The sequence below is a fragment of the Ochrobactrum vermis genome (assembly GCF_002975205.1).
Lineage (GTDB): Bacteria > Pseudomonadota > Alphaproteobacteria > Rhizobiales > Rhizobiaceae > Brucella > Brucella vermis.
This window is the reverse complement of the sequence record NZ_PCOC01000002.1, coordinates 1,419,891-1,441,568: the sequence shown is the minus strand read 5'-3', so window position 1 is coordinate 1,441,568 and position 21,678 is coordinate 1,419,891. Positions and strand designations below refer to the sequence as shown.

Genomic DNA, 21,678 nt, shown 5'->3' with positions numbered 1-21,678 from the left:
GCAATACTTCACACAAATCGGAAATAAAAATGTGCGGATAATCGCACATTTTTTGTACGTCTATCATTTTGAATGACGATAAATCAAATAAAAACAATAAGTTAAGAAAAGGTCAGGAAACTGGCACGGACATTGCAATCAACAATATTAGCAGCGGGTCGGACCGCTGAGGTTTGAGACTGAAAGGCTCGGGAGGCTGGACGAAGCTCCATGCTGGGCCAAACGGAGGACATCATGATTGCAATACCGACAGGGGCAGCGGTCGAGCCGCGCGCGCCAATTCCCTTTTACAAGCATCTTTATGTACAGGTATTGGTGGCTATTGCTGCCGGTATTCTGCTCGGCCATTTCTATCCGGAATTGGGCACGCAACTGAAGCCGCTTGGCGATGCATTCATCAAGCTTGTGAAGATGATTATCGCGCCAGTTATATTCCTGACCGTTGCAACCGGCATTGCCGGAATGACTGACATGAAGAAGGTCGGTCGGGTTGCCGGTAAGGCAATGATCTACTTCCTGACATTCTCGACGCTTGCCTTGATCATCGGGCTTATCGTCGCCAATGTGGTGCAGCCAGGTGCAGGAATGCATATCGACCCGGCGTCGCTTGATCCGAAAGCCGTTGCCAATTATGCCGCCAAGGCACATGAGCAGAGCATTACAGGCTTTCTGAGCAATATCATTCCAACGACAATTGTTGGGGCGTTTGCGGAAGGCGATATTCTTCAGGTGCTGTTTTTCTCGGTTCTGTTCGGCATCGCGCTGGCCTTGGTCGGCGACAAGGGCAAGCCTGTTACCGACTTTCTTCATGTCATGACCGCACCCGTGTTCAAACTGGTTGCGATCCTCATGAAAGCTGCTCCGATCGGTGCTTTCGGTGCCATGGCGTTCACCATCGGCAAATACGGCATTGGTTCGATTGCCAATCTCGCGCTGCTGATCGGCACATTCTATCTTACGTCATTGCTGTTTGTGCTTGTCGTTCTTGGGGCGGTTGCTCGCTACAATGGCTTCTCGATTCTCGCGCTTATCCGTTACATCAAGGAAGAGCTGCTTTTGGTTCTGGGGACGTCATCTTCGGAAGCGGCGCTCCCCGCGCTGATGGACAAGATGGAGAAGGCAGGCTGCAAGCGTTCCGTCGTCGGCCTTGTCATTCCGACCGGTTACTCGTTCAATCTCGACGGTACAAACATCTACATGACACTGGCAGCACTCTTCATTGCGCAGGCGACGGATATTCCACTGTCGCTGAGTGACCAGATTCTGCTTCTGCTGGTGGCGATGCTTAGCTCGAAGGGCGCTGCGGGGATTACCGGCGCAGGTTTTATCACGCTTGCAGCTACGCTGTCTGTCGTTCCGTCTGTCCCGGTTGCGGGCATGGCCTTGATTCTCGGCATCGACCGTTTCATGTCGGAATGCCGTGCGCTAACCAATCTTGTCGGCAATGCGGTTGCAACCATCGTTGTGGCTCGTTGGGAAAATGAACTCGATACCGGTAAGCTTGCTGCAGCGATGAACGGAGCGCCTGTTATCACAGACCTTGTTCCGCAGATGGAGCCTGCCGAATAAATCACCATTGGCTTGGACAATAAAACGGCCCGCTTCTGGCGGGCCGTTTTATATTCAGCGTTCGACAGGCTTGCCCTGTGTTATCAACCGGGCACTGTGCTGTCCCGAAATATAGGTCCAGAGCCAGCTCCAGGCGACGGCTGCACGGCTTCGCGTTCCGATGAGGAAGAAGATATGCGCGATACCCCAGAACCACCAGGCGATGATGCCCTTGAGCTTGAAGCGCCCCATGTCGACCACGGCAGCGCCTCTGCCGATAGTCGCAAGGTTGCCCTGGTGTTTGTAACGGAACGGCATCGGCGGCGTCTTTCCTTCGATGCGGCTTCTAATGACCTTGGCAACATAGGCGCCTTGCTGTTTGGCAGCAGGTGCAATGCCAGGAACCGGCTTGCCGTCCGGCCCTTCGACCCATGCGGTGTCGCCGATAACGAAGATATCGTCATGTCCCGGTACGTTGAGGTTGGATAACACCTTCACACGTCCTGCGCGGTCGCTTTCGGCATTCAACCACGTCGCGGCCGGAGAGGCAGCAACACCCGCTGCCCAGATTGCAGTTCGGCAAGGAATAAACTCCTCGCCAACCGTAACGCCTTCGGCTGCAATGTCCTTGACCGGAATTCCGAGCCGTACTTCCACTCCCAATTTTTCGAGCGCTTTCAATGCATAATCCGATAGATCTTCTGGAAATGCCGCCAGAATGCGTGGACCTGCTTCAAGTAGCATCACGCGTGTCTCCCGCGTGTCGATATTGCGAAATTCCGGCCAGATCGTCTGTTTGGCAAGCTCTGCGATAATACCGGCAAGTTCCACACCGGTCGGGCCGCCGCCTACGATAGCGAATGTCAACAGCGCGCGCCTTTTGGCTTCATCTGTTTCCCGCTCCGCCCGCTCGAAGGCGAGAAGCAGCCGGCGGCGAATGGTGGTTGCATCCTCAAGCGCCTTCAAGCCGGGTGCCAAGGATTCCCATTGATCGTTGCCGAAATAGGCGTGGCGCGCTCCGGTGGCGAGTACGAGCATGTCGTATGAAATTTCAGTGCCGTTTTCGAGCTGTACCTGACGGCGATCGGTGTTCACATCGGTGACTGTGCCCAATAGCGTCGTCACCTCCTTGCGGTCACGAAATAGATGGCGGATCGGCCATGCGATTTCGGAGGTGGCGAGGATGGTGGTTGCGACCTGATATAGAAGCGGCTGGAAAAGATGATGATTGCGCTGATCTATCAGTGTAATCCGCACGCCGACATTTCTAAGGTCGTGGATCAGTTGCAATCCGCCAAAACCAGCGCCGACGACAACGATATGGGGGGCTCGCTTTTCGTTCATTGCTTTCTGCCTGCTTTCATTATTCTACATGTAGCCAGCCGGTTCGTCGTGAACAGAGGCGTTTGACATAGTTTATGTCTGTATCTCGTGTATCCGGGCCATCCGTCTCAATATTTATCACTTTCAAGTTTTTATCACAGATCGTCGTGAAGAGATTATTTAATCCCGAAATAGAACGGTTCTAGAAAGTGAGTTCAACTCTTTAACTTATGTTTGCGCGGTCGTGATTTCTTTTTACATTTATATTGTCGACCTCTTGTCTTTGGCATTTTCGCTCTAGCTAATCCTTGGTTGTTATCGAAGCTTGGAGGGACGGATGCATTGGCTTCAGGCAATATTTCAGCAGGCACCCGAAATAGCTTTATTCCTCTCCTTGGCCGGGGGGTATGCTATCGGCAAGATACACTTCGGCAAGTTCCAACTGGGAGGAGTTGCCGGGTCGCTGCTTGTCGCGGTGATAATCAGCCAGGTAGGTGTCCAGATCGACAATGGGGTGAAGGCTTTGCTCTTCGCCCTTTTTATTTACGCGGTCGGTTTCGAAAGTGGTCCGCAGTTCTTTCGGTCGCTCGGACGCCAGTCATTGCGGGAGATCGCCATGGCTGCGGTTCTTGCGATCAGCGGTCTGGCGACCGTCGTGATCATGGCGCGTGTATTCGGATTGGACAAAGGGCTCGCGGCAGGCATCGCCGCTGGCGGGCTAACGCAATCGGCGATTATCGGAACGGCAAGCTCGGCCATTTCGAAACTTGGACTTGCCGCTGACGAAGTGCAGCGATTACAGGCCAATGTCGCGGTTGGATACGCCGTAACTTATATTTTCGGTTCCTTCGGCGCGATTATCGTCTGCGTCAATCTATTGCCGAAGTTCATGGGGCGCACTATCCGTGACGATGCCATCAAAGCGGAAGCTGAACTATTGGCCGGCATAAGGCTATTAGGGCAGGGCGAAAGTGAAGCTGCTCCTGACCTGGTGGGGCGCATCTACAAGGTGGAGCAGGCTGCCGGAAAGACCGTGGCTCAGATTGAGGCAATGACCCCGGTTGAAAACGCCATAACCATAGAACGTGTCAAACGCGCCAGCAAGATTATCGGTCTTGCCCCCAATCTGACGCTGCAGCGCGACGATATTGTTCTCGTGGCCGGTCGACGTACCGGGGTCGTTGCGTCCGGCAATCAGATCGGTACGGAGCTGCAAGCCTCGGAGGGCATGGACGTCGTTGTGCAGATCCGTGATGTGACGATCACCTCACCCGATTATGTCGGTAAGACCGTAGCTGCGATCAAGGACAGTATAAGTTCCGAGCTACGCCACGGTGTCTACGTTACCGGTGTCAAACGGGCGGACAAGCCCTTGCCGCTGCAGCCGGATACGGTCATCAATGCCGGTGATGTCGTTTCACTATACGGCACTGACCAGGATCTGCAGCGCGCAGCAAAGTCGATCGGTCCGGTGATCGTTCCAAGTGACAAGACCGATTTCGTGTTTCACGGTCTCGGCATTGCTTTTGGTCTTTTGATTGGTTTAGCTGTCGTGCGCATCGGCTCAATACCGCTAACGCTTGGTAGCGGTGGCGGTGCACTTCTGTCGGGACTGCTCTTCGGCTGGTATCGCAGCCGCAACATGACTATCGGCAACATGCCGACTGGAGCCTCCACATTGCTGCGTGATCTGGGCCTAGCCGGATTTGTCGCAGTTGTCGGTCTTCAGTCAGGTTTGCAGGCCGTTCAGACAATCATCAGCAGTGGCCTCACCATCTTCCTGATCGGTGTCGTCGTAACGATCCTTCCGCTGATCATCACGATGTTCTTTGGTCGTTACGTGCTGAAATACGACAATGTCGCTGTGTTCGCGGGCGCGCTTTCCGGCTCGCGCAGCGCAAACCCTGCTTTTGGCGAAGTGTTGGACAAGGCAGGTAATTCCATTCCTACCACCCCGTTCGCAATCACCTACGCGCTTGCCAATGTCTTTTTGACATTGCTTGGGCCATTGGTGGTCGCTTTCTCCTGAGGAGTAGATCATGGCGAAGAGTGACTATAGTAAATATGCGAAGCTAAGCCCGTTCGAACTCAAGGACGCACTCATCCAGCTGGCTTCCAGCAAGGCCGACCTGACCATGCTGAATGCTGGTCGCGGTAACCCGAATTTTATTGCGACCTTACCGCGCCGTGCCTTTCTGCGGCTCGGGCTTTTCGCCGTGGCTGAAGCCGAACTTTCATATTCCTATATGTCGACAAGTGTTGGTGGTTTGCCGAAAGTCGAAGGGATAGAAGGGCGGTTTCAGCGCTTTCTTTCCGACAATGGCGATCAGCCGGGGGTAAAGTTTCTCGGACGGGCCCTGTCTTATGTTCGTGATCAGCTAGGCCTTTCCCCCTCGGAATATCTGCACGAAATGGTGGAAGGTATTCTTGGGTGTAACTATCCGGTTCCGCCACGCATGCTGAAGATCAGCGAGGAGATCGTGAAGCATTATCTCGTGCGCGAGATGATCGGCGGTTACATGAGTTCCGATAAGCTCGATGTATTTGCAGTCGAAGGCGGAACCGCTGCCATGACCTATATTTTCGACACGCTGAAGCAGAACAAGATTCTCGATGAGGGCGATACCGTTGCCATCGGCATGCCTGCTTTCACGCCTTACATCGAAATACCGGAACTCAACAATTATCGGTTGAAAGAAGTGCACATCAATGCCGACCCGCATCAGGGCTGGCAATACCCGGAAGCAGAGCTGAACAAGCTGCTCGACAAGTCAGTCAAGGTTTTCTTCCTCATCAATCCGAGCAACCCGCCTTCGGTCAAGATGGACCAGCGTGGGCTGGAACAGATCGCACGAATTGTTAAGGAAAAACGGCCTGATCTCATGATCCTGACCGATGACGTATACGGCACCTTCGCGGACAACTTTAAATCACTGTTCGCGATCTGTCCTTACAATACGATGTTGGTTTATTCATTCTCGAAGTACTTTGGTGCAACGGGCTGGCGTCTGGGCGTCATTGCTATGCAGAAGGACAATCTTCTGGATGAAAAACTGAAAAATCTTTCGTCATCGGCCAAGAAGGAAATGAACGAGCGCTATTCTTCACTGACGCCGGATGTTTCGAAGCTGAAGTTCATTGACAGGCTTGTCGCCGATAGTCGCACAGTTGCGCTCAACCACACGGCGGGGCTGTCAACGCCGCAGCAAGTCCAGATGGTGCTGTTCTCGTTGTTTGGCCTTATGGACGAAAAAGATTCCTATAAAGCCGAGCTTAAAAAGCTGATCCGCCACCGCGAGGCAGCGCTTTATCGCGAGTTGGGGTTGGCACCTCAGTCCGATGAGAACGAGGTCGACTATTACACCTTGCTCGACTTGGAAGATATTGTCCGCCGCCTCTATGGAGATGACTTTGCCGCATGGGTAAAGAAGAATATCTCTCCGACCGAACTGCTTTTCCGTATAGCGGATGAAACCGGCATTGTTATGCTGCCGGGCACAGGCTTTGGTACTTTGCAGCCTGCAGGCCGCATCTCTCTGGCGAACCTCAATGAATATGAATATGCCGCGATTGGACGTTCGCTGCGGCGTATGGCGGAAGAGGTTTACGATAAGGAATTCAAGCCTAAAAAGAAGAAGTCAGTGGTCAGGGCAGGGGCGCGATGAGCGCCCCTTTTGCGATCAGACTGAGGACAGAACCAGCAAATCCCGGCGAACGTCATCACCAGTGCCGCTTACGAGCTGTTTTTCGATATCCGCATGCGTGGCCTTCCATATAGGCACGGCAGCTGCAAGAGCGGCCTTTCCCTCGGGTGTGAGCTGTAATAAACGCTCGCGCCTGTCGTCCGGGTTGACGACGATCTCCACCCAGCCCTGCCGCTGCAATGGCTTCAAGGCTGCTGTCAAAGTCGTCTGGTCCATAGCCAAGAGTTCGGCAACCGGCTTCATCGGTGGCGGTGCCGGGCGATTAAGCGCCATCATCAACGAGAACTGGCCATTGGTCAGCCCTACCGGGCGCAGGGCATCGTCAAAGCGGCGGGCGAGAGCGCGTGCAGCGCGCTGAACATGCAAACAAAGGCAGGTATCGCGAACCAGAAGTGTTGTTTCAAACGGTACATCGAGGCTATTTGACATGCATTATTAATATTGATATCAATGTAAATCGTCAAGCAGGAACATTGATATCTGGGCATAGACACGGGGCAAAAGCCGGAGGAGGGCTTGCACCATGAATGATGTCGTATCCCGAGAAGTCTGGCTTGAAGCGCGGCGCGCGCTTCTGGCAAGCGAAAAAGAAGCCACTCATCTGCGCGACAAGGTTAATCGTGAGCGGCAGGCTCTGCCTTGGGTCAAGGTCGATAAGAACTACACATTCGATACGCCTTTAGGTCGGAAATCGCTTTCCGATCTGTTCGACGGGCGCAGTCAGTTGCTGATTTATCATTTCATGTTCGGCCCCGACTGGGATCAAGGTTGCACAGGATGTTCGTTCCTGGCCGATAATCTTGACGGCGCGGTAACACATCTCAACAATCACGACGTCACGCTTGTCGCCGTTTCGCGCGGACCGCTGGCAAAGCTGGAAGCCTACAAGAAGCGGATGGGCTGGCATTTCCCGTGGGTTTCGTCTGGAGGCGGCGATTTCAATTTTGATTATCACGTCTCCTTTACGAAGGATGAACTCGAGAACAATCGTGTTTTCTACAACTTCGAAAAGCTGGCCGCAGAAGATGCTTTCGAAGAGCTGCACGGCATGAGCGCTTTCTACAAGGACGAAAGTGGCGCAATCTATCACACCTATTCAAGCTATGCCCGCGGCATTGAAGAATGGGTCGGTACGCTGATGATCCTTGATCGCGCGCCCAAGGGCCGAAATGAAAACAGCACGATGCATTTCGTCAAGCGGCACGATGAATATGAGGCGCAGGCTTCCAAACATAGCTGTTGCGGCTGATTGTTCGAACGCGAACAAAATCCAAGGGAGTACATTCAATGAAAAACGGTTCTTCTCCGTTCGTCTGGTACGAACTCATGACAACAGACGCTGAAAACGCACAGGATTTTTATACGAAAGTCGTCGGCTGGACTGCGAAAGACGCCGGTGTTCCCGGCATGAAATATACGTTGTTCGAAGTCCCCGGATGCATGATTGCAGGCATGATGTCGATGGCGGATATGCCAAAGGAGGATTGTGGAGGCGAACCGGGCTGGATCGGTTATGTCGGTGTGACAAATGCCGATGAATATTCCCGGAAAGTCGAGGCGGAGGGCGGCAAGGTTCTGAGGGCCGCGCAGGATATCCCGGACATTGGTCGGTTTGCGATCGTGTCAGACCCGCAAGGTGGTGTTTTCGCGCTCTTCCAGCCGAAGGATGATATGCCGCCACCGGCTGACCTCGGTTCGCGCAAACCGGGACATCCAGGCTGGCACGAACTATACGCTCAGAATTGCGAGACGGTATTTCCCTTCTACGAGAAAGTGTTTGGTTGGAAGCTTTCACGCAATTTCGACATGGGGCCTATGGGAAACTACAAGGTGTTCAGTGTCGATGGCGCTGACCATGGCGGTATCATGACCGCACCTGCCGGCACGCGAGTTGGATGGGGTTTCTACTTCATGGTCGACGGCGTGAAAGATGCTGCCAGCAGGGTCAAGTCTCTGGGCGGAGCGGTTTTGCAAGAGCCGATGGAAGTTCCGAACGGCGAATGGGTTGTTCAATGCAAGGACCCGCAAGGTGTGAACATCTCGCTTGTAGCGCCGAAACCGTAGGATAGATTGCGCCGCGCGATTGACTGCCGGTACATTTGCGATGATTGGATGGAACATCGAAACGTATCGGCGGAAGATCGATCATGCACGACAGAAGGATGCATCAGTCTCAACGGGCTGGAACTGTGTTCGCCGCAGATGTTGGCGGATCTTTCATTCGGCTGGCGCGCTCGACCTATCCCGGAAATATCGAACTTCTTGAAAAGCTGCCTACCCCGGCAAACAGTTGGCAAGAATTCGGTGACGCATTGGAAACCGCGCTTCGTATTCATGCATCGGACGACGATGGGCCACTTGCACTTTCTATTGCCGGATTGGTTGATCCGGATACAAGTACCGCTTTCTCGGCCAACATCCCTTGCATTACCAGTCACAGGCTGAGCTTTGAACTTGGCGAGCGATTGCAACGACAGGTGATCGCCGCCAATGATGCCGATTGCCTCGCCCTTGCCGAGGCAATCGAAGGTGCTGGTAAAGGGCATGAGATTGTCTTCTGCGCAGTGCTGGGTACAGGCGTTGGTGGCGGGCTTGTTGTCGATGGCCGGTTGGTTCGAGGTAAAGGCGGCTTGACTGGCGAATGGGGGCACGGCCCGATCCTCAACACTTCTGTAGAAATCGACGGACAAACTGTGCTGGTCCCACGCTTCAATTGCGGTTGCGGGCAAAGCGGTTGTGTCGATACGATTGGTGGTGCACGCGGGATCGAAAGGTTGCATCAGTTTCTGAACGATGTGGAAGCAAGTAGCCATAGAGTCTTGCAGGAATGGCTGGAAGGCCATCAGGAGGCGAGACGGACAATTACTGCCTATCTGCAACTCGTTGCTGATCCGCTTGCCGCCGTTGTCAATATAACCGGTACTTCGATCATTCCGGTAGGCGGAGGACTTGCTACCGCATCAGAGCTGGTTTCGGCGCTTGACACGGCGGTGAGAGCCAGAATTCTGCGAAAGACTGACAAGCCGTTAGTTGTTCCGGGTATATTCGGAAGCGATGGTGGTTTGGTGGGGGCAGCGATATTGGGACATCAGACGTGAGCGTGTTACTTGAAGTCTGCGTGGATAGCGCTGGGGGCTTGCGGTCGGCAATCGAAGGCGGTGCGGATCGCATCGAGCTCTGTTCTGCGCTCGAACTGGGCGGCTTGACGCCCTCGCAGGCATTGATGGAACTTGCCTCGAAAGCACCAATTCCGGTTTACGCAATGATCAGACCACGCGCGGGCAACTTCTGCTTTTCAACCGAAGATGAAGCCCTAATGGTGTCCGACATAGGCAACGCCAGAAGTGCTGGTTTGGCCGGTGTCGTTGTCGGTGCTTCGCGGAACGATGGTTCTCTCGATGTCGCCATGTTGGAAAGATTGGCTGCAGAGGCAAAAGGTCTTGGAACGACGCTCCATCGCGCTTTCGATCTGGTTCCGGATATGACGGCTGCACTACAACAGGCAATTGCACTTGGTTTCGAGCGCATCCTGACGTCTGGCCTGTCACAAACTGCGGAAGAGGGGTTGGATAGGCTGCGAATGCTGGCTGAAATGGCGCGCGGGCGCATCAGCATCATGCCCGGCAGCGGCATCAACGCCAAGAATGTTGGTCGAATAGTGGACGCAACTGGCGCAACGGAAGTTCATGCTTCATGCCGTGTTTTGCTCGATGAGAAGGATTCTCGTGCTATCGCCTTCGGTTTTGCTGCAGAACAATCATATCGGACATCGGCTCAGCATGTGAGTGCTTTGAAAGCCGCATTTGCAGACATTTAAAGGGTGTTCATTCCAAATTCGGCGTGTCTGTGAGTGTAAAATCCGCGAACCGTTTGGTTCGCGAAGCCGAAATTTCTCCTACACTTTAAGGTGAAGCTCAAACCCTATTGCCACCCCGAAAGAGTTTGAGTAGAAGTGACATTACATCAAGAGTTGGGGCGACGCCCAACGCCAACCTGCCTCTCCGGGCAAGGTGGTACTCTCTGTAAAGAGAGGATGTGGCCCAACCGGCAAATAAACGGATAGAGCCACTCGCGTCCGCTCCAACATAAACTAGGGACCGACGCGACATGCCGATTAAAATTCCTGATGATCTGCCTGCAACCAGTGTTCTCCAGGCTGAGGGCGTTATGGTCATGCGCGAAGCAGATGCCGTCCGTCAGGATATTCGTCCGCTGAAGATCGGTCTGCTCAACCTGATGCCGAACAAGGTCACCACCGAGACGCAGATTGCCCGCCTTCTCGGAGCAACTCCGCTGCAGGTCGAGCTGACCCTTGTTCGTATAACCAATCATGTGGCACGCCACACGCCTGCCGATCACATGCTATCCTTCTATCAGCCGTGGGAGGAAGTACAGGACCAACGCTTTGACGGCTTTGTCATCACGGGGGCTCCGGTCGAACGTCTCGAATTTGAGGAAGTCACCTACTGGGACGAAATGCAGCGTGTCTTCAACTGGACGCAGACCCATGTGCACCGCACTCTGAATATATGCTGGGCCGCGCAAGCTGCGGTCCATCATTTCCATGGCATGGGCAAGTATGAACTGCCGGGAAAGGCGTCAGGCGTCTATAGCCAGCGCAACCTTGCGCCGTCATCGCCTTACCTTCGCGGCTTTTCGGACGATTTCAAAATCCCGGTTTCGCGCTGGACCGAAGTGCGCAAGAGCGACATTCCGGCCAATAGCGATCTGAAAGTGCTGGTCGATAGTCCGGAGACGGGGCTGTGCCTGCTTGACGATCCGGATCATCGTTCACTGCATATGTTCAATCACGTGGAATATGACACCACATCGCTTGCGGATGAGTATTTCCGTGACATTCAGGCTCAGCCTGAAACGAAGGTTCCTGCGAATTATTTCCCCGGTGACGACGCGACGCGCCAGCCGGAAAATCGCTGGCGCAGCCACGCGCACCTTCTATTCGGGAACTGGATCAACGAGATGTATCAATCGACGTCTTACGACCTGGAAAATATCGGGAAGCGTTAAGAGCGCACAACAGCGAAAGCGCGACCAGAATACACCCGATCCAGGGCAGGGCTTGCAAGGACAAGCGTTGCAATGCAAGCCCGCCCGTAGCAGTGCCGAGCGCAACGCCTATATGCATGGCCGACAGATTGATCCCGACACCGGCATCAGCGGTTGCGGGATCGGTTGTGATGAGAAAGCTTTGGACGACGGGCGATATCATCCAACTGACACAGGCCCAGATCATTAGCACCGCACCGAAAACGGCACTGGACCCTGTCGCGAGCGGCATCGCCACCAGGGCCGTCAGATAGAGAAGGGGCGTCAGCACGATAGCCAGCCGCGGCGACAACTTGTCAACAAGCAACCCTCCGAGGTAACCTCCGGTCATTCCAGCTACACCGAAGGCCATCATTGCCCAGATAACGTTTCGAGAAGAGATGTGCACTGCTTCCAAAAGGTATGGCGCGAGATAGGCGAATACTACGAAATGACCGCCGATCATCAGGATGGAAACCAGTTGTGCGGATACCAGTCTGACAGATTTCAGGTGCGGTATATAGGGCGGCAAGCCGCGTAGGCTGCGTCCTGCGCGGGGCAATGAACGTGATGACAAAAGCAGAACCAGAGCTGCCATCAAAGCCAGACCGACGAATACCGCGCGCCAGCCCAACAACCCATTGACGAGCATTCCTGCAGGAACGCCTGCCACCATAGATCCGCTGATCCCCATGAATATGATCCCGATGGCGCGTCCGCGCATCGCAGGGCTGACCAGTTCCGTCGCCAGCATTGTGGCAATCAGACAAACGACTGCGCTTGCAGCAGCCATGCACATACGAGTGGCAAACAGGATGAGATAATTGGGGCTGATGCTTGCAATAATATTGCTTGCAATGAAAACAATCAGCGCAGTGATCAGAATGACTTTCCGCTCAAACCGCGTCGTGAGGATGAGTGCCAGTGGTGCAGTGAGAGCAAAGGTGATCGAGAAAACGGAAGTCAGTTGCCCGGCAGCACTGACCGAAACGTTCAAACCGGGGGCGATGCCCGGAAGAATGCCAACGATGATATTCTCGGCGGTACCGGTAACGAAAGTTGCTAGCGCCAGCACAAATAACCGAACGTCCATATTTGCCATTCCCTTTCATGGTAACACCATGCGGGCAGCAAAAATGGCCCGGCATGGCGGTGTTGCATGCCGGGTTTCGAGGCAAAGCTTCGGTTATCCCTGATATGATCTCATAACATCCAAACTGGAAGTGCTCTAGCTGGCGGCGCGCGCCAGCCACCTGTGCCAGTCGTCTTCCGACCCGTGAAAGACATTCAGGTCGATCTTTTCGTTGACGCCCTGTGACAGCCCCGATCCCGAATACTGCCAGAATGTCCACGGGCGACCCGGATAGACCTTGGATGGATGCTGGGCTACGGCACGCAGCCAGAATGGATAGTTGGTGAAGGCGCCTTTCAGATTGTCATCATAGAAATCCGGTGCGGTATAGATGATTGGCCGTTTGCCGTAATGCTGCTCCAGCCTGTCCATAAAGACCTGCATTTTTTCCCGCACCTGCGCCGGAGAAGGCCGCCGCTTGCAGGAGGAATCGCCGTTCCATTCGACATCGATGACAGGTGGAAGCGCGTCGGCTTCCTTCGGAACGTTGCGAATGAACCAGTCGGCCTGCTGGCTTGCTACACGACACCAATAGAAAAAGTGGTATGCGCCGCGTTTGATGCCTGCCGCTTTCGCTTCGCGCCAGTTCTCGCGGAACTTAGGATCAAGATGGTCGCCGCCATCGGTTGCCTTGATATAGGCGAAGTTTGCCCCTTGCGTGCGCAGTTTCACCCAGTTGATATCGCCCTGCCAGCGAGATACATCCACGCCGTGCACTGCCAGCTTGCGCGGAGAAGAGCGTCCGAAATTGATCGGTTTCGCGTCACGGAAACGGTGACTATAGATTTTCGACCGTTCTTGCGGTGTAAGGCGTACTGGCGGATAGGCTGCGACTTCCGGTTTTGGAACCGAGATGCGCGCCTGTGGTCGTTCTTGTAGCTGCGGCTGTGGCGTAACGGGCGCAGGCGGCGCAGCCTTGAATGGACCTGCATCAGGTATAGGACCGGCCCACGCCAGGACTTCTTCCTGCCCCGCTGCGGGCATTGGCTGTGGTGCGCTCGCCATTTCGCTCAAGGGAGCGGGTGGAACCGGGCGAGCCACCGAACTCGTGGTCTCAGCCGAGGTTTTCGACTGGAGCATGATGCCGTCGATGCCGGAACTTGACGTACAGCCCGTCAAAGCGGCGCAGGCAAGGGCAATGACTGATACAACCGAAGAACGCATGAGCACCCGTAACGCAAAACAAAAGGGCTGCAACGCTCCTCCCGAGCTAATTGCTAATCAAAGCTTACCGGGAAATGCTGAATCCAAAGTTTACGAAATTGCTAATGCACACCCTCTAATTCGATCGTTCGAGAATTTTCATCAGTGCTATTGCAGAATTTTCCAATACGGTTTCATCAAATCCTGAAAAGCCGAGGATAAGCCCCTGACGTGGCGTCAGTTTCGTATAGAGCGACGATAGCGCCTGAACTTCAATCCCAGCCTCTGCGAGAATAGTTGCAAGGCGTGTATCGCTTTGTCCGTCTGGCAAAGCCAGCAGTAAGGATAGTCCCGCAGGAGGAGCCTCAATCCGGAACAGTTTCGGTTCTCCAGGCGCAAGTGCTGCAATCAGCTTTCGACGGCGTGTTGCATGTATGCGGCGCATGCGCCGGATATGTTGGGCAAAGGCTCCCGTTTCGATAAAGCTGGCCAAGGCTGGCTGGGCCAATGGCGACGGCGCGGGGAACAGGGTTTGTCGTAGTGCTCTGAACTGATCGATCATATGCGACGGTACAATCAGGAACCCCAGTCGCAAGAGTGGCGAGAATACCTTGGAGAAGCTTCCGATATAAAGGATGCGATCCGGATCAAGCGACATCAGGGATGGCAGGGGCTGACCGACATAACGGTGCTCGCTGTCGTAATCGTCTTCAATGATGACGGCATCGCGCTCTCTTGCCCAGCCGATAAGTTCCAGCCGCCGACCCAAAGTCATCGTTACGCCGGTTGGGTGATGTCGCGCCGGTGTGACAAAGGCGGCGCGGGCATCTGCTGCTTTTTCCCGTCCCACCGAAACGTCAAGGCCGCCTCTGTCGACAGGGACAGGGATGACGTCGAGGCCATTGACGCCAAGTATCTTGCGCGCAGGTGGATAACCCGGTTCTTCCATCCACAGCTTGTCGCCTGCTTCAAACAGAGATTCCCGGATGAGGGAAAAAGCATCAGCGCTACCACCGGTAATGATGATCTGTTCCGGTGATACAATCATGCCACGCCATTCGTGCAGGTGGCGGGCCAACCATATCCGCAACGGATGGAAGCCGAACACGTCCTCACTGTCCAACAGGTCTTGGGAAGGCGCGCGCCAGATACGCCCAAGCAGTTTGCCCCACTGATTGTGCGGAAAATGATCGCTATCAAACACGCCAAGCCGAAAAGGTTTGGTTTGTTCTCGATGAAAACGCCGCGGCGTTGTCGCTCGGTGCAAAAGCTGCTGGTTGACCGTTAGACTGGTGTCGGGAAGTTCTGCCGCGACATGGGTGCCAGAGCCTTGTCGCCCCTCCAGATAGCCTTCGGAAATCAACTGATCGAATGCTGCAAGAACGGTGGTGCGGGAAAGACCCAGCTCCAGTGACAAGGCACGTGTGGACGGCAATCTTGCATCGGGCTTCAGGCGCCCGGCCAACACCGCCTGCCTGATCTGCTCGACCAACTGGGTGGTCAACGGGGTATCGCCGGCACGATCAATCCCTAACTCTGGAAGCGTATTGGAAATTGGCATTATTATATTCATTCAAAGTGGTTATTCTATCAAAGCCACTATGACGCCAATCTGGCCGAATATAAAGGAGAAATATCGGCCATGACGACAGTCCCTTCCGAACGCAGCCGTGTAAAACGCATGCATGAACGCGGCGCCTACGACACAGCCACGGTGCACGCAATCATCGATGCTCAACCGCTGGCGCACGTGGCGTATGTGTTCAATGGAACGCCCTATGTCACACCGACACTAGTGTGGCGGGAAGGCAATTTCATTTACTGGCACGGATCATCCGCCAGCCGCATGCTGGAAAGCTGCAATGAAACTGAAGTCTGCGTAAGCTTTACGCTGCTTGATGGGTTGGTTCTCGCCCGCTCCGCATTCCATCATTCCTGCAATTATCGCTCGGTCATGGCTTTCGGAACAGCGCGCAAAGTGACGGATGTCGCGACGAAGGAACATCACTTGCGCAGTTTCGTGAACGGGCTTTTACCAGGGCGCTGGGAAGGGCTGCGGCCGATGATGGCCAAGGAACTGAAAGCCACCATGCTTCTGGAACTCGAACTGAACGAGGCTTCGGCGAAGGTCCGTTCAGGGCCACCGAAGGATGATGATGCTGATTATGCGCTGCCGATCTGGGCGGGCGTCATTCCCATGACCACACAGATAGGTGTGCCGGTGGATGATGGGCGTGTTCTGCCGGGCGTTGCTGCGCCGGAAGCCATCATGCAGTTCGGCTATGCGGCGGAAGCGGCGGAATAAGAGCCGACAGCTCAAGCGGGTCCGAGAAAGATGTGTGTCTCGGACTTCGCAATTCCGTCCATGGCGCGAATGCCTGTTACCAGCCGATGAAACTCATTCATGTTGGGGACTTCGATTTCGGCGATCAGGTCCCATGTTCCATTCGTGGTGTTCACAGCGGAAAAGCCAGGGTTTTTACGCAATGTCGCGATCGCGCTTTTGATGTTTCGTCCGGTCAGTTCGATCATCATGATACCGCGGATCATGTCGGTAGAGCCGTGATCCTTCAGCCTCACGGTAAAGCCCGCGATGACACCTGATGCGATCAGACGTTCCATCCGGCTTTGTATCGTGCCTCGCGCTACACCCAGAATGCTGGCAAGCGTCGGAATGGACGCGCGCGCATTGATGCGCAACTCTGAGATTAATCGTTGATCCAGATCATCCATCACCACACCGCCGGTTTGACGATTTCGTCAGTTTGATTGCGTTTATCGCAGATTGCTGAACATTTCTATGCCGAAATGGCGTTTTCGTTGATCCTTTGCTCCGCTAGCGTGCTTGAAAACAAACAAGCCGGATAAGCAGCAACGCAACCGGCAAGGGGAATTTCGGAGGTGGATCAATGGAGCTTTTCTTTCTCCCGCTCCTGGGTAACCAGGACGCGATGATCTTGCCTGTTCCGAATCGGCTTTCCCGAGAAAATTGTCGCCGCCTGTCGGGCGTTGACGTTTTGGAAAAATGCGTCCTGCCAGACGCTTGGAACGGGCATCGCCCGTGATCGCGTTACGATCACTTAGGAGAAAATGAAATGAAAACCCTTTTGTCTTCACTCATTGCCGCTGGTGTCGGCGCGCTGATGATGCTTGCGCCCGCTCATGCCGACGACCTCGAAAAGGTCAAGCAGAGCGGTGAATTGCGCATCGGCATGAGCGGTGTTTTTCCGCCGTTCAGCTTTGTTGATGGCCAGAACCAGGTTGTCGGCTTCGACGTCGATATCGGCGCCGAAATTGCCAAGCGCCTTGATGTGAAACCCGTCGTCGTAACCACGGCTTTCGACGGCATCATTGCCGGACTGCGCGCAGGCAAATTCGATGTGGTCGTCGGCAGCATGAGCATCACGCCTGAACGTGAAAAGGCTGTCGATTTCGCAGGTCCATACTATCGCGGTGGCCGTGGCATCTTCGTGACGGAAGCTTCGCCAATCAAGTCCATGGACGAGTTGAAGCAGGGCAAGACCATTGCCGTGACGCTTGGCGAAACCAGCGACAAGTGGGCGCGCGAACAGGGTGGCTGGACCGTTCGTACCTATAAGGGCATTCCCGAACTGCTGCTCGAGCTTCGTTCAGGCCGCGTGGACGCTATTGCATCGGACGACATTCCGATCCTGATCGCCATCAAGGAAAGCGGCGAGAAGGTTCGCCAGCTCGATACGCCCGAACTTCAGGGCACCGACAATGTCGGCATTGCTCTGCGCAAGGGTAATCCAGAGCTGAAGGATGCGATCAACAAGGCTCTCGATGACATGAAAGCTGATGGTACCTACGAGAAAATTTCGACCAAGTGGGTCGGCCGAGACATCCGCTAACCGTATGAAACCCTTGCCGGGACGGCTGCTAAAATAAACGTCCCGGCAACATGTCTTTCCGACTTGGTTTTCCAGACAGGAAAGGGGAGATAATGAATTTCTCTTTGATGGCGGAGGTCTTTCCATACTTCCTGGAAGCCGCCCTGGTTACCGTCGAAATATCGGCGCTTGCCATTCTCATCGGTTTGAGCGTCGGTGCGCTTGCCACAGCCGCGAAGCTGTCGCGCTTCTGGCCGCTGCGTTTCATCGGAACAGCTTATGTCAGCGTGTTTCGCGGCACGCCATGCCTGCTGCAGCTCTTTGTTCTCTATTTCGGTGGACCGCAGATTGGCATCAATCTTGAACCATTCGCAGCAGGTGCTATCGGTCTTGGTCTGAATATCGGCGCTTACTACGCTGAAGCTATGCGGGGCGCCATTCTGACGGTCGATGCCGGTCAGAGGGAGGCTGCCCGCTCCATCGGCTTCGGTAGCGGACAGTCAATGCGCTTTGTGGTGCTACCACAGGCAGCACGGCTGATGATCCGCTCGCTTGGCGTCAACACCGTCATGCTGATAAAGGGGTCTGCTCTGGTTTCAGCGATCTCTGTGGTCGAACTGACCTACACGGCCCAACGCTTCATCGGCTCGACCTACCGTCCGTTTGAAATCTTCGGCATCGCCGCGGCCATCTACATGGTTCTCATCTACATCGTTGCACGCTTCGTCGATTTCCTCGAAGCCCGCTACGCACTCAAATAGGCGGTGATCCCATGCAACTCGATTTTTCCATTGTCCCGCCCTATACCGAACTTCTGATGACTGGCGTCTGGTGGACGCTTATCATCGCGGTGTCTTCATCTATCGTCAGCTTCTTCGGCGGCATCGCATTCGCCCTGCTCGTGCTCTATGGCAACGGGCTGGTGCGCTATCCTGTTCGCTTTTTCATCTGGCTTTTCATGGGGACGCCACTGCTTCTGCAACTGTTCCTGCTCTATTACGGTCTCTCGCAAATTGGCATCAACATCCCGGCCGTGTGGACAGGTATCATCGGCCTTGGCTTGCATTTTGCGGTCTATAATTCTGATATCTTCCGCACTGCGATCCAGACTGTCGATCCGGGGCAGAACGAAGGCGCTCGCTCTCTTGGCTTCGGCAGTGGCCAGACACTGCGCTACATCATCGTGCCGCAGGCCGTCCGCAACGCACTGCCGCAGGTGGGTAACAACCTCATCGCCTTGTTGAAGGATACGGCACTTGTGTCGGTGATCGGCATTACCGAGCTTGTGCATGCATCGCAGCAGGCGATCAGCGAAACCTACAGCCCGTTTGAATTCTACATCACTGCCGCAGTGATCTTCTACGTACTCAATCTCATCCTGGAAGCCGGATTGCACTGGATGGAAAAGAAAGTCGAGGCTTACCGATGAGCAACAGTAAACCCATGGTGGAAGTGCGAGACGTCCACAAGTCCTATGGCGCACTCGAAGTCCTCAAAGGGATCGACCTGTCTGTCGAACGCGGCCAGATCATAGCGATCATCGGTCCGTCCGGTTCCGGTAAAAGTACTTTGCTACGCTCTATCAACCATCTGGAAACGGTCAATTCGGGCCAGATCCTGCTGGACGGCGTTCAGGTCAACCAGTCTCTGAGCGGGCGTGCTTTCGAGCGGCACATCAATGCGGTGCGCCAGCAGATGGGCATGGTTTTCCAACACTTCAATCTGTTTCCGCATCTCAATGTCATGGAAAACATCACGCTCGGTCCGATCAAGCTGAAGGGCAAGAGCAAGCATGAAGCACAGGAGCTGGCCGTTTCGCTATTGAAGAAGGTTGGCCTTGCAGACAAGGCTGCCATGTATCCGTCGCGTCTGTCTGGCGGACAAAAGCAGCGCGTGGCCATCGCTCGTGCGCTTGCCATGCAGCCGAAAGTCATGCTGTTCGACGAAGCGACCTCTGCGCTCGATCCGGAATTGGTTGAGGAGGTGAACCAGGTCATGAAGCAGCTTGCACAGGAACACATGACCATGCTGATTGTGACCCACGAAATGGGCTTTGCTGCCGAAGTCTCCGACAAGGTACTCTTCATGGACAAGGGCGTTGTGGTCGAGGAAGGCAAGCCGGACGTGATCTTCACCAATCCGGAGAATGAACGAACGAGAGCGTTCCTCAAAAAACATCTCAACCAGTAAGTCGACGTTTAAACCAGATTTGAGAACCCGTCTGTGCCTTCACCAAGGCACGGAGACGGGGAACTATTAAGCGAGGAAAGACCGTGGCATCCCCAAATGAATGGAACCCGACGGAACGGGTGCGAGAACTCTCCTATCGCATGGTACGATGGCCGAGCGAGACCGGAACCCCCGACGAGGCATCGTTCGGTCCGAAGCTTGCCGAGCTTTTGCGCGAGCTTCCCTATTTCCAGAAGAATCCTGACGACATTGCCGTCATCGACAGCCACGGTTCGCCGATGACCAAGAATGTCATTGCGGTCGTTCGCGGTACAGGGCGGCGAACCCTGGCGCTGGCCGGACATTTCGACGTGGTGGAAACGGGCAATTATCGCGATTTGAAGCATCTGGCCTTCGAACCGGACGCCTTGCTGGAAGCACTTCTGGCAGATCTTACGAGCCGCCCGCTTGCGCCGAACGAGGAAAAGGCGCTCGCTGACTTCCAGAGCGGGAACTACATCCCCGGACGTGGCATGCTCGACATGAAGAGCGGCGTTGCAGCAGGTATCGCAACACTGGAATATTTCTCGCAACAGCCAGATCGCGAAGGCAATCTGATCCTGTTCGCGACCCCTGACGAAGAGCGCGGTTCGCGGGGAATGCGCAGCCTGCGCGACGCCTTGCCAGAGCTTGCCGAACGCTGGGGCCTCGATATCGTTGCCGGTATCAATCTGGACGCAACAAGCGATCAGGGCGACGGCGCGGAAGGCCGTGCCATCTATCGTGGCACCATCGGAAAGCAGCTTCCCTTTGCTTTCGTCGTTGGGCAGCCCTCGCATGCGAGCTATCCGTTCGAAGGCGTCAGCGCGCACCTCATCGCGTCCGAAATCATGCGCGCGGTGGAAGCCAACGCAACCCTCTGCGACACGGCAGACGGCGAAGTTTCGCCGCCTCCGATCTGTCTTGAAGCGCGGGATTTCCGAGGTGGTTATGAAGTGACCACGCCGGAACGAACATGGATCGCCTTCAACTGGCTGACCCATTCCGTTTCGCCCGACGCTTTGTTCCAGCGGTTCAAGGCGGTTGTCGGTGAGGCGCTGGATCGCGCGATCACTCACTTCAATGTCGAAGCGGAACGGTTTGCAAAGCTTGCCGGCAGTGAAGCCGACATAAATCACAAAGCGCGAATTCTTACCACGGCTGAGCTGCGCGAAGAGGTACGCCGTATCGGTGGCGATGCGGCGTTGGAACGGATAGCTGCGCTGGAGGCTGAGCTTTCAAGCAGCGACAACCCGCTTCTCATGACGCGGGAACTTGTCAACTGTATGGTTGCCGAGGCCCGCATTACTGGCCCGACGGTCATTATAGGCTTTGGAAGTCTGGTCTATCCGCATGTTCGTATGGGCAGCGAAACGGCAGAAGAACAGCGTTTCGCAGAAGCTTTGGAAACGGCGCGCGTGGATGCGGAACGTCAGTTCGATACAACGATCCGATATCGGGAAATCTTTGCCGGTATTTCGGATATGAGCTTCTTCGGTCACATCCCGGACGCGACAGATAGTGAAGTGATCGCAGCCAATACACCGGCGGCTCAGTTTATCGACCACGCTCATCCGAAAGCGCTTTCCTATCCGGTCGTGAACATCGGCCCGTGGGGGCGCGAGTATCATCAGCGGCTGGAACGGGTCTATGCGCCCTATGCCTTTACGGTGCTGCCACAATTTCTCTATGGCATCGTCGCTCGCTTCTTGATGCCTTAGCA

Annotated in this window: 20 protein-coding genes and 1 riboswitch; of the genes, 14 read left to right on the top strand and 6 right to left on the bottom strand. The window is 54.9% G+C overall.

The window, feature by feature from the left end:
* Nucleotides 1–234: 234 nt before the first annotated feature.
* Nucleotides 235–1,569 carry a dicarboxylate/amino acid:cation symporter gene (locus tag CQZ93_RS21045; protein ID WP_105545248.1) on the top strand — a complete coding sequence of 445 codons (1,335 nt, stop codon included), beginning with the start codon at nt 235–237 and terminating at the stop codon, nt 1,567–1,569.
* Between the two features lie 54 nt (nt 1,570–1,623).
* Here CQZ93_RS21045 and CQZ93_RS21040 read toward each other — a convergent pair whose 3' ends face one another.
* Nucleotides 1,624–2,892, bottom strand: a complete 1,269-nt coding sequence (locus CQZ93_RS21040; RefSeq protein ID WP_105544493.1) for an NAD(P)/FAD-dependent oxidoreductase — start codon at nt 2,890–2,892, stop codon at nt 1,624–1,626.
* Between the two features lie 316 nt (nt 2,893–3,208).
* Between CQZ93_RS21040 and aspT the strand changes: the two genes are divergently transcribed.
* Together aspT and CQZ93_RS21030 are read left to right on the top strand one after the other, a co-directional pair.
* A complete protein-coding gene (aspT, locus tag CQZ93_RS21035) occupies nt 3,209–4,900 on the top strand; it encodes an aspartate-alanine antiporter (protein ID WP_105544492.1) in 1,692 nt (563 codons plus the stop codon).
* Between the two features lie 10 nt (nt 4,901–4,910).
* Nucleotides 4,911–6,536, top strand: coding sequence for a bifunctional aspartate transaminase/aspartate 4-decarboxylase (locus CQZ93_RS21030; protein ID WP_105544491.1), 1,626 nt, complete (start codon nt 4,911–4,913; stop codon nt 6,534–6,536).
* A gap of 15 nt (nt 6,537–6,551) precedes the next feature.
* On the opposite strand, the gene CQZ93_RS21025 is transcribed toward CQZ93_RS21030, so the two are convergent.
* Nucleotides 6,552–7,004: a MarR family winged helix-turn-helix transcriptional regulator gene (locus CQZ93_RS21025; RefSeq protein ID WP_105544490.1), complete on the bottom strand. Its 453-nt coding sequence runs from the start codon at nt 7,002–7,004 to the stop codon at nt 6,552–6,554.
* Nucleotides 7,005–7,098: 94 nt separating this feature from the next.
* Between CQZ93_RS21025 and CQZ93_RS21020 the strand changes: the two genes are divergently transcribed.
* From CQZ93_RS21020 to metA, 5 genes are all read left to right on the top strand, one after another.
* Nucleotides 7,099–7,824 (top strand): DUF899 domain-containing protein, encoded by a 726-nt coding sequence (locus CQZ93_RS21020; protein WP_105544489.1) that lies wholly within the window; start codon nt 7,099–7,101, stop codon nt 7,822–7,824.
* Between the two features lie 38 nt (nt 7,825–7,862).
* A complete protein-coding gene (locus CQZ93_RS21015) occupies nt 7,863–8,639 on the top strand; it encodes a VOC family protein (RefSeq protein ID WP_105544488.1) in 777 nt (258 codons plus the stop codon).
* An 83-nt stretch (nt 8,640–8,722) separates the two neighbouring features.
* Nucleotides 8,723–9,673, top strand: a complete 951-nt coding sequence (locus CQZ93_RS21010) for an ROK family protein (RefSeq protein WP_105544487.1) — start codon at nt 8,723–8,725, stop codon at nt 9,671–9,673.
* On the top strand, nt 9,670–10,392 hold the full coding sequence (locus tag CQZ93_RS21005; protein ID WP_105544486.1) for a copper homeostasis protein CutC: 723 nt from the start codon (nt 9,670–9,672) through the stop codon (nt 10,390–10,392). The genes CQZ93_RS21010 and CQZ93_RS21005 overlap by 4 nt, the downstream gene beginning before the upstream one ends.
* Before the next feature lie 138 nt (nt 10,393–10,530).
* A riboswitch (SAM-I-IV-variant riboswitch) is annotated at nt 10,531–10,640 on the top strand.
* 42 nt (nt 10,641–10,682) lie between these two features.
* Nucleotides 10,683–11,603: a homoserine O-acetyltransferase MetA gene (gene metA / locus CQZ93_RS21000; RefSeq protein WP_105544485.1), complete on the top strand. Its 921-nt coding sequence runs from the start codon at nt 10,683–10,685 to the stop codon at nt 11,601–11,603.
* Here metA and CQZ93_RS20995 read toward each other — a convergent pair.
* The 3 genes from CQZ93_RS20995 to pdxR form a co-directional block, all read right to left on the bottom strand.
* On the bottom strand, nt 11,548–12,714 hold the full coding sequence (locus CQZ93_RS20995; protein WP_105545247.1) for an MFS transporter: 1,167 nt from the start codon (nt 12,712–12,714) through the stop codon (nt 11,548–11,550). The genes metA and CQZ93_RS20995 overlap by 56 nt on opposite strands.
* 135 nt (nt 12,715–12,849) lie before the next feature.
* Nucleotides 12,850–13,917: a glycoside hydrolase family 25 protein gene (locus CQZ93_RS20990; RefSeq protein WP_105544484.1), complete on the bottom strand. Its 1,068-nt coding sequence runs from the start codon at nt 13,915–13,917 to the stop codon at nt 12,850–12,852.
* A gap of 115 nt (nt 13,918–14,032) precedes the next feature.
* On the bottom strand, nt 14,033–15,457 hold the full coding sequence (pdxR, locus tag CQZ93_RS20985; RefSeq protein WP_105544483.1) for a MocR-like pyridoxine biosynthesis transcription factor PdxR: 1,425 nt from the start codon (nt 15,455–15,457) through the stop codon (nt 14,033–14,035).
* Between the two features lie 81 nt (nt 15,458–15,538).
* Between pdxR and CQZ93_RS20980 the strand changes: the two genes are divergently transcribed.
* Nucleotides 15,539–16,201, top strand: a complete 663-nt coding sequence (locus CQZ93_RS20980) for a pyridoxamine 5'-phosphate oxidase family protein (RefSeq protein ID WP_105544482.1) — start codon at nt 15,539–15,541, stop codon at nt 16,199–16,201.
* A gap of 11 nt (nt 16,202–16,212) precedes the next feature.
* Here CQZ93_RS20980 and CQZ93_RS20975 read toward each other — a convergent pair whose 3' ends face one another.
* Entirely contained in the window at nt 16,213–16,629 is a 417-nt protein-coding gene (locus CQZ93_RS20975; RefSeq protein ID WP_105544481.1) for an Lrp/AsnC family transcriptional regulator, read from the bottom strand.
* A 362-nt stretch (nt 16,630–16,991) separates the two neighbouring features.
* Between CQZ93_RS20975 and CQZ93_RS20970 the strand changes: the two genes are divergently transcribed.
* The 5 genes from CQZ93_RS20970 (at nt 16,992) to CQZ93_RS20950 (ending at nt 21,676) form a co-directional block, all read left to right on the top strand.
* On the top strand, nt 16,992–17,768 hold the full coding sequence (locus CQZ93_RS20970; RefSeq protein ID WP_105544480.1) for an ABC transporter substrate-binding protein: 777 nt from the start codon (nt 16,992–16,994) through the stop codon (nt 17,766–17,768).
* 92 nt (nt 17,769–17,860) lie between these two features.
* Nucleotides 17,861–18,508: an amino acid ABC transporter permease gene (locus CQZ93_RS20965; protein ID WP_105544479.1), complete on the top strand. Its 648-nt coding sequence runs from the start codon at nt 17,861–17,863 to the stop codon at nt 18,506–18,508.
* An 11-nt stretch (nt 18,509–18,519) separates the two neighbouring features.
* Entirely contained in the window at nt 18,520–19,176 is a 657-nt protein-coding gene (locus CQZ93_RS20960) for an amino acid ABC transporter permease (protein ID WP_105544478.1), read from the top strand.
* Nucleotides 19,173–19,937 (top strand): amino acid ABC transporter ATP-binding protein, encoded by a 765-nt coding sequence (locus CQZ93_RS20955; protein WP_105544477.1) that lies wholly within the window; start codon nt 19,173–19,175, stop codon nt 19,935–19,937. The genes CQZ93_RS20960 and CQZ93_RS20955 overlap by 4 nt, the downstream gene beginning before the upstream one ends.
* A 140-nt stretch (nt 19,938–20,077) precedes the next feature.
* The gene (locus tag CQZ93_RS20950; RefSeq protein WP_105544476.1) at nt 20,078–21,676 is read left to right on the top strand and encodes a M20/M25/M40 family metallo-hydrolase; all 1,599 of its coding nucleotides are present in this window, start codon (nt 20,078–20,080) and stop codon (nt 21,674–21,676) included.
* Nucleotides 21,677–21,678: the final 2 nt, after the last annotated feature.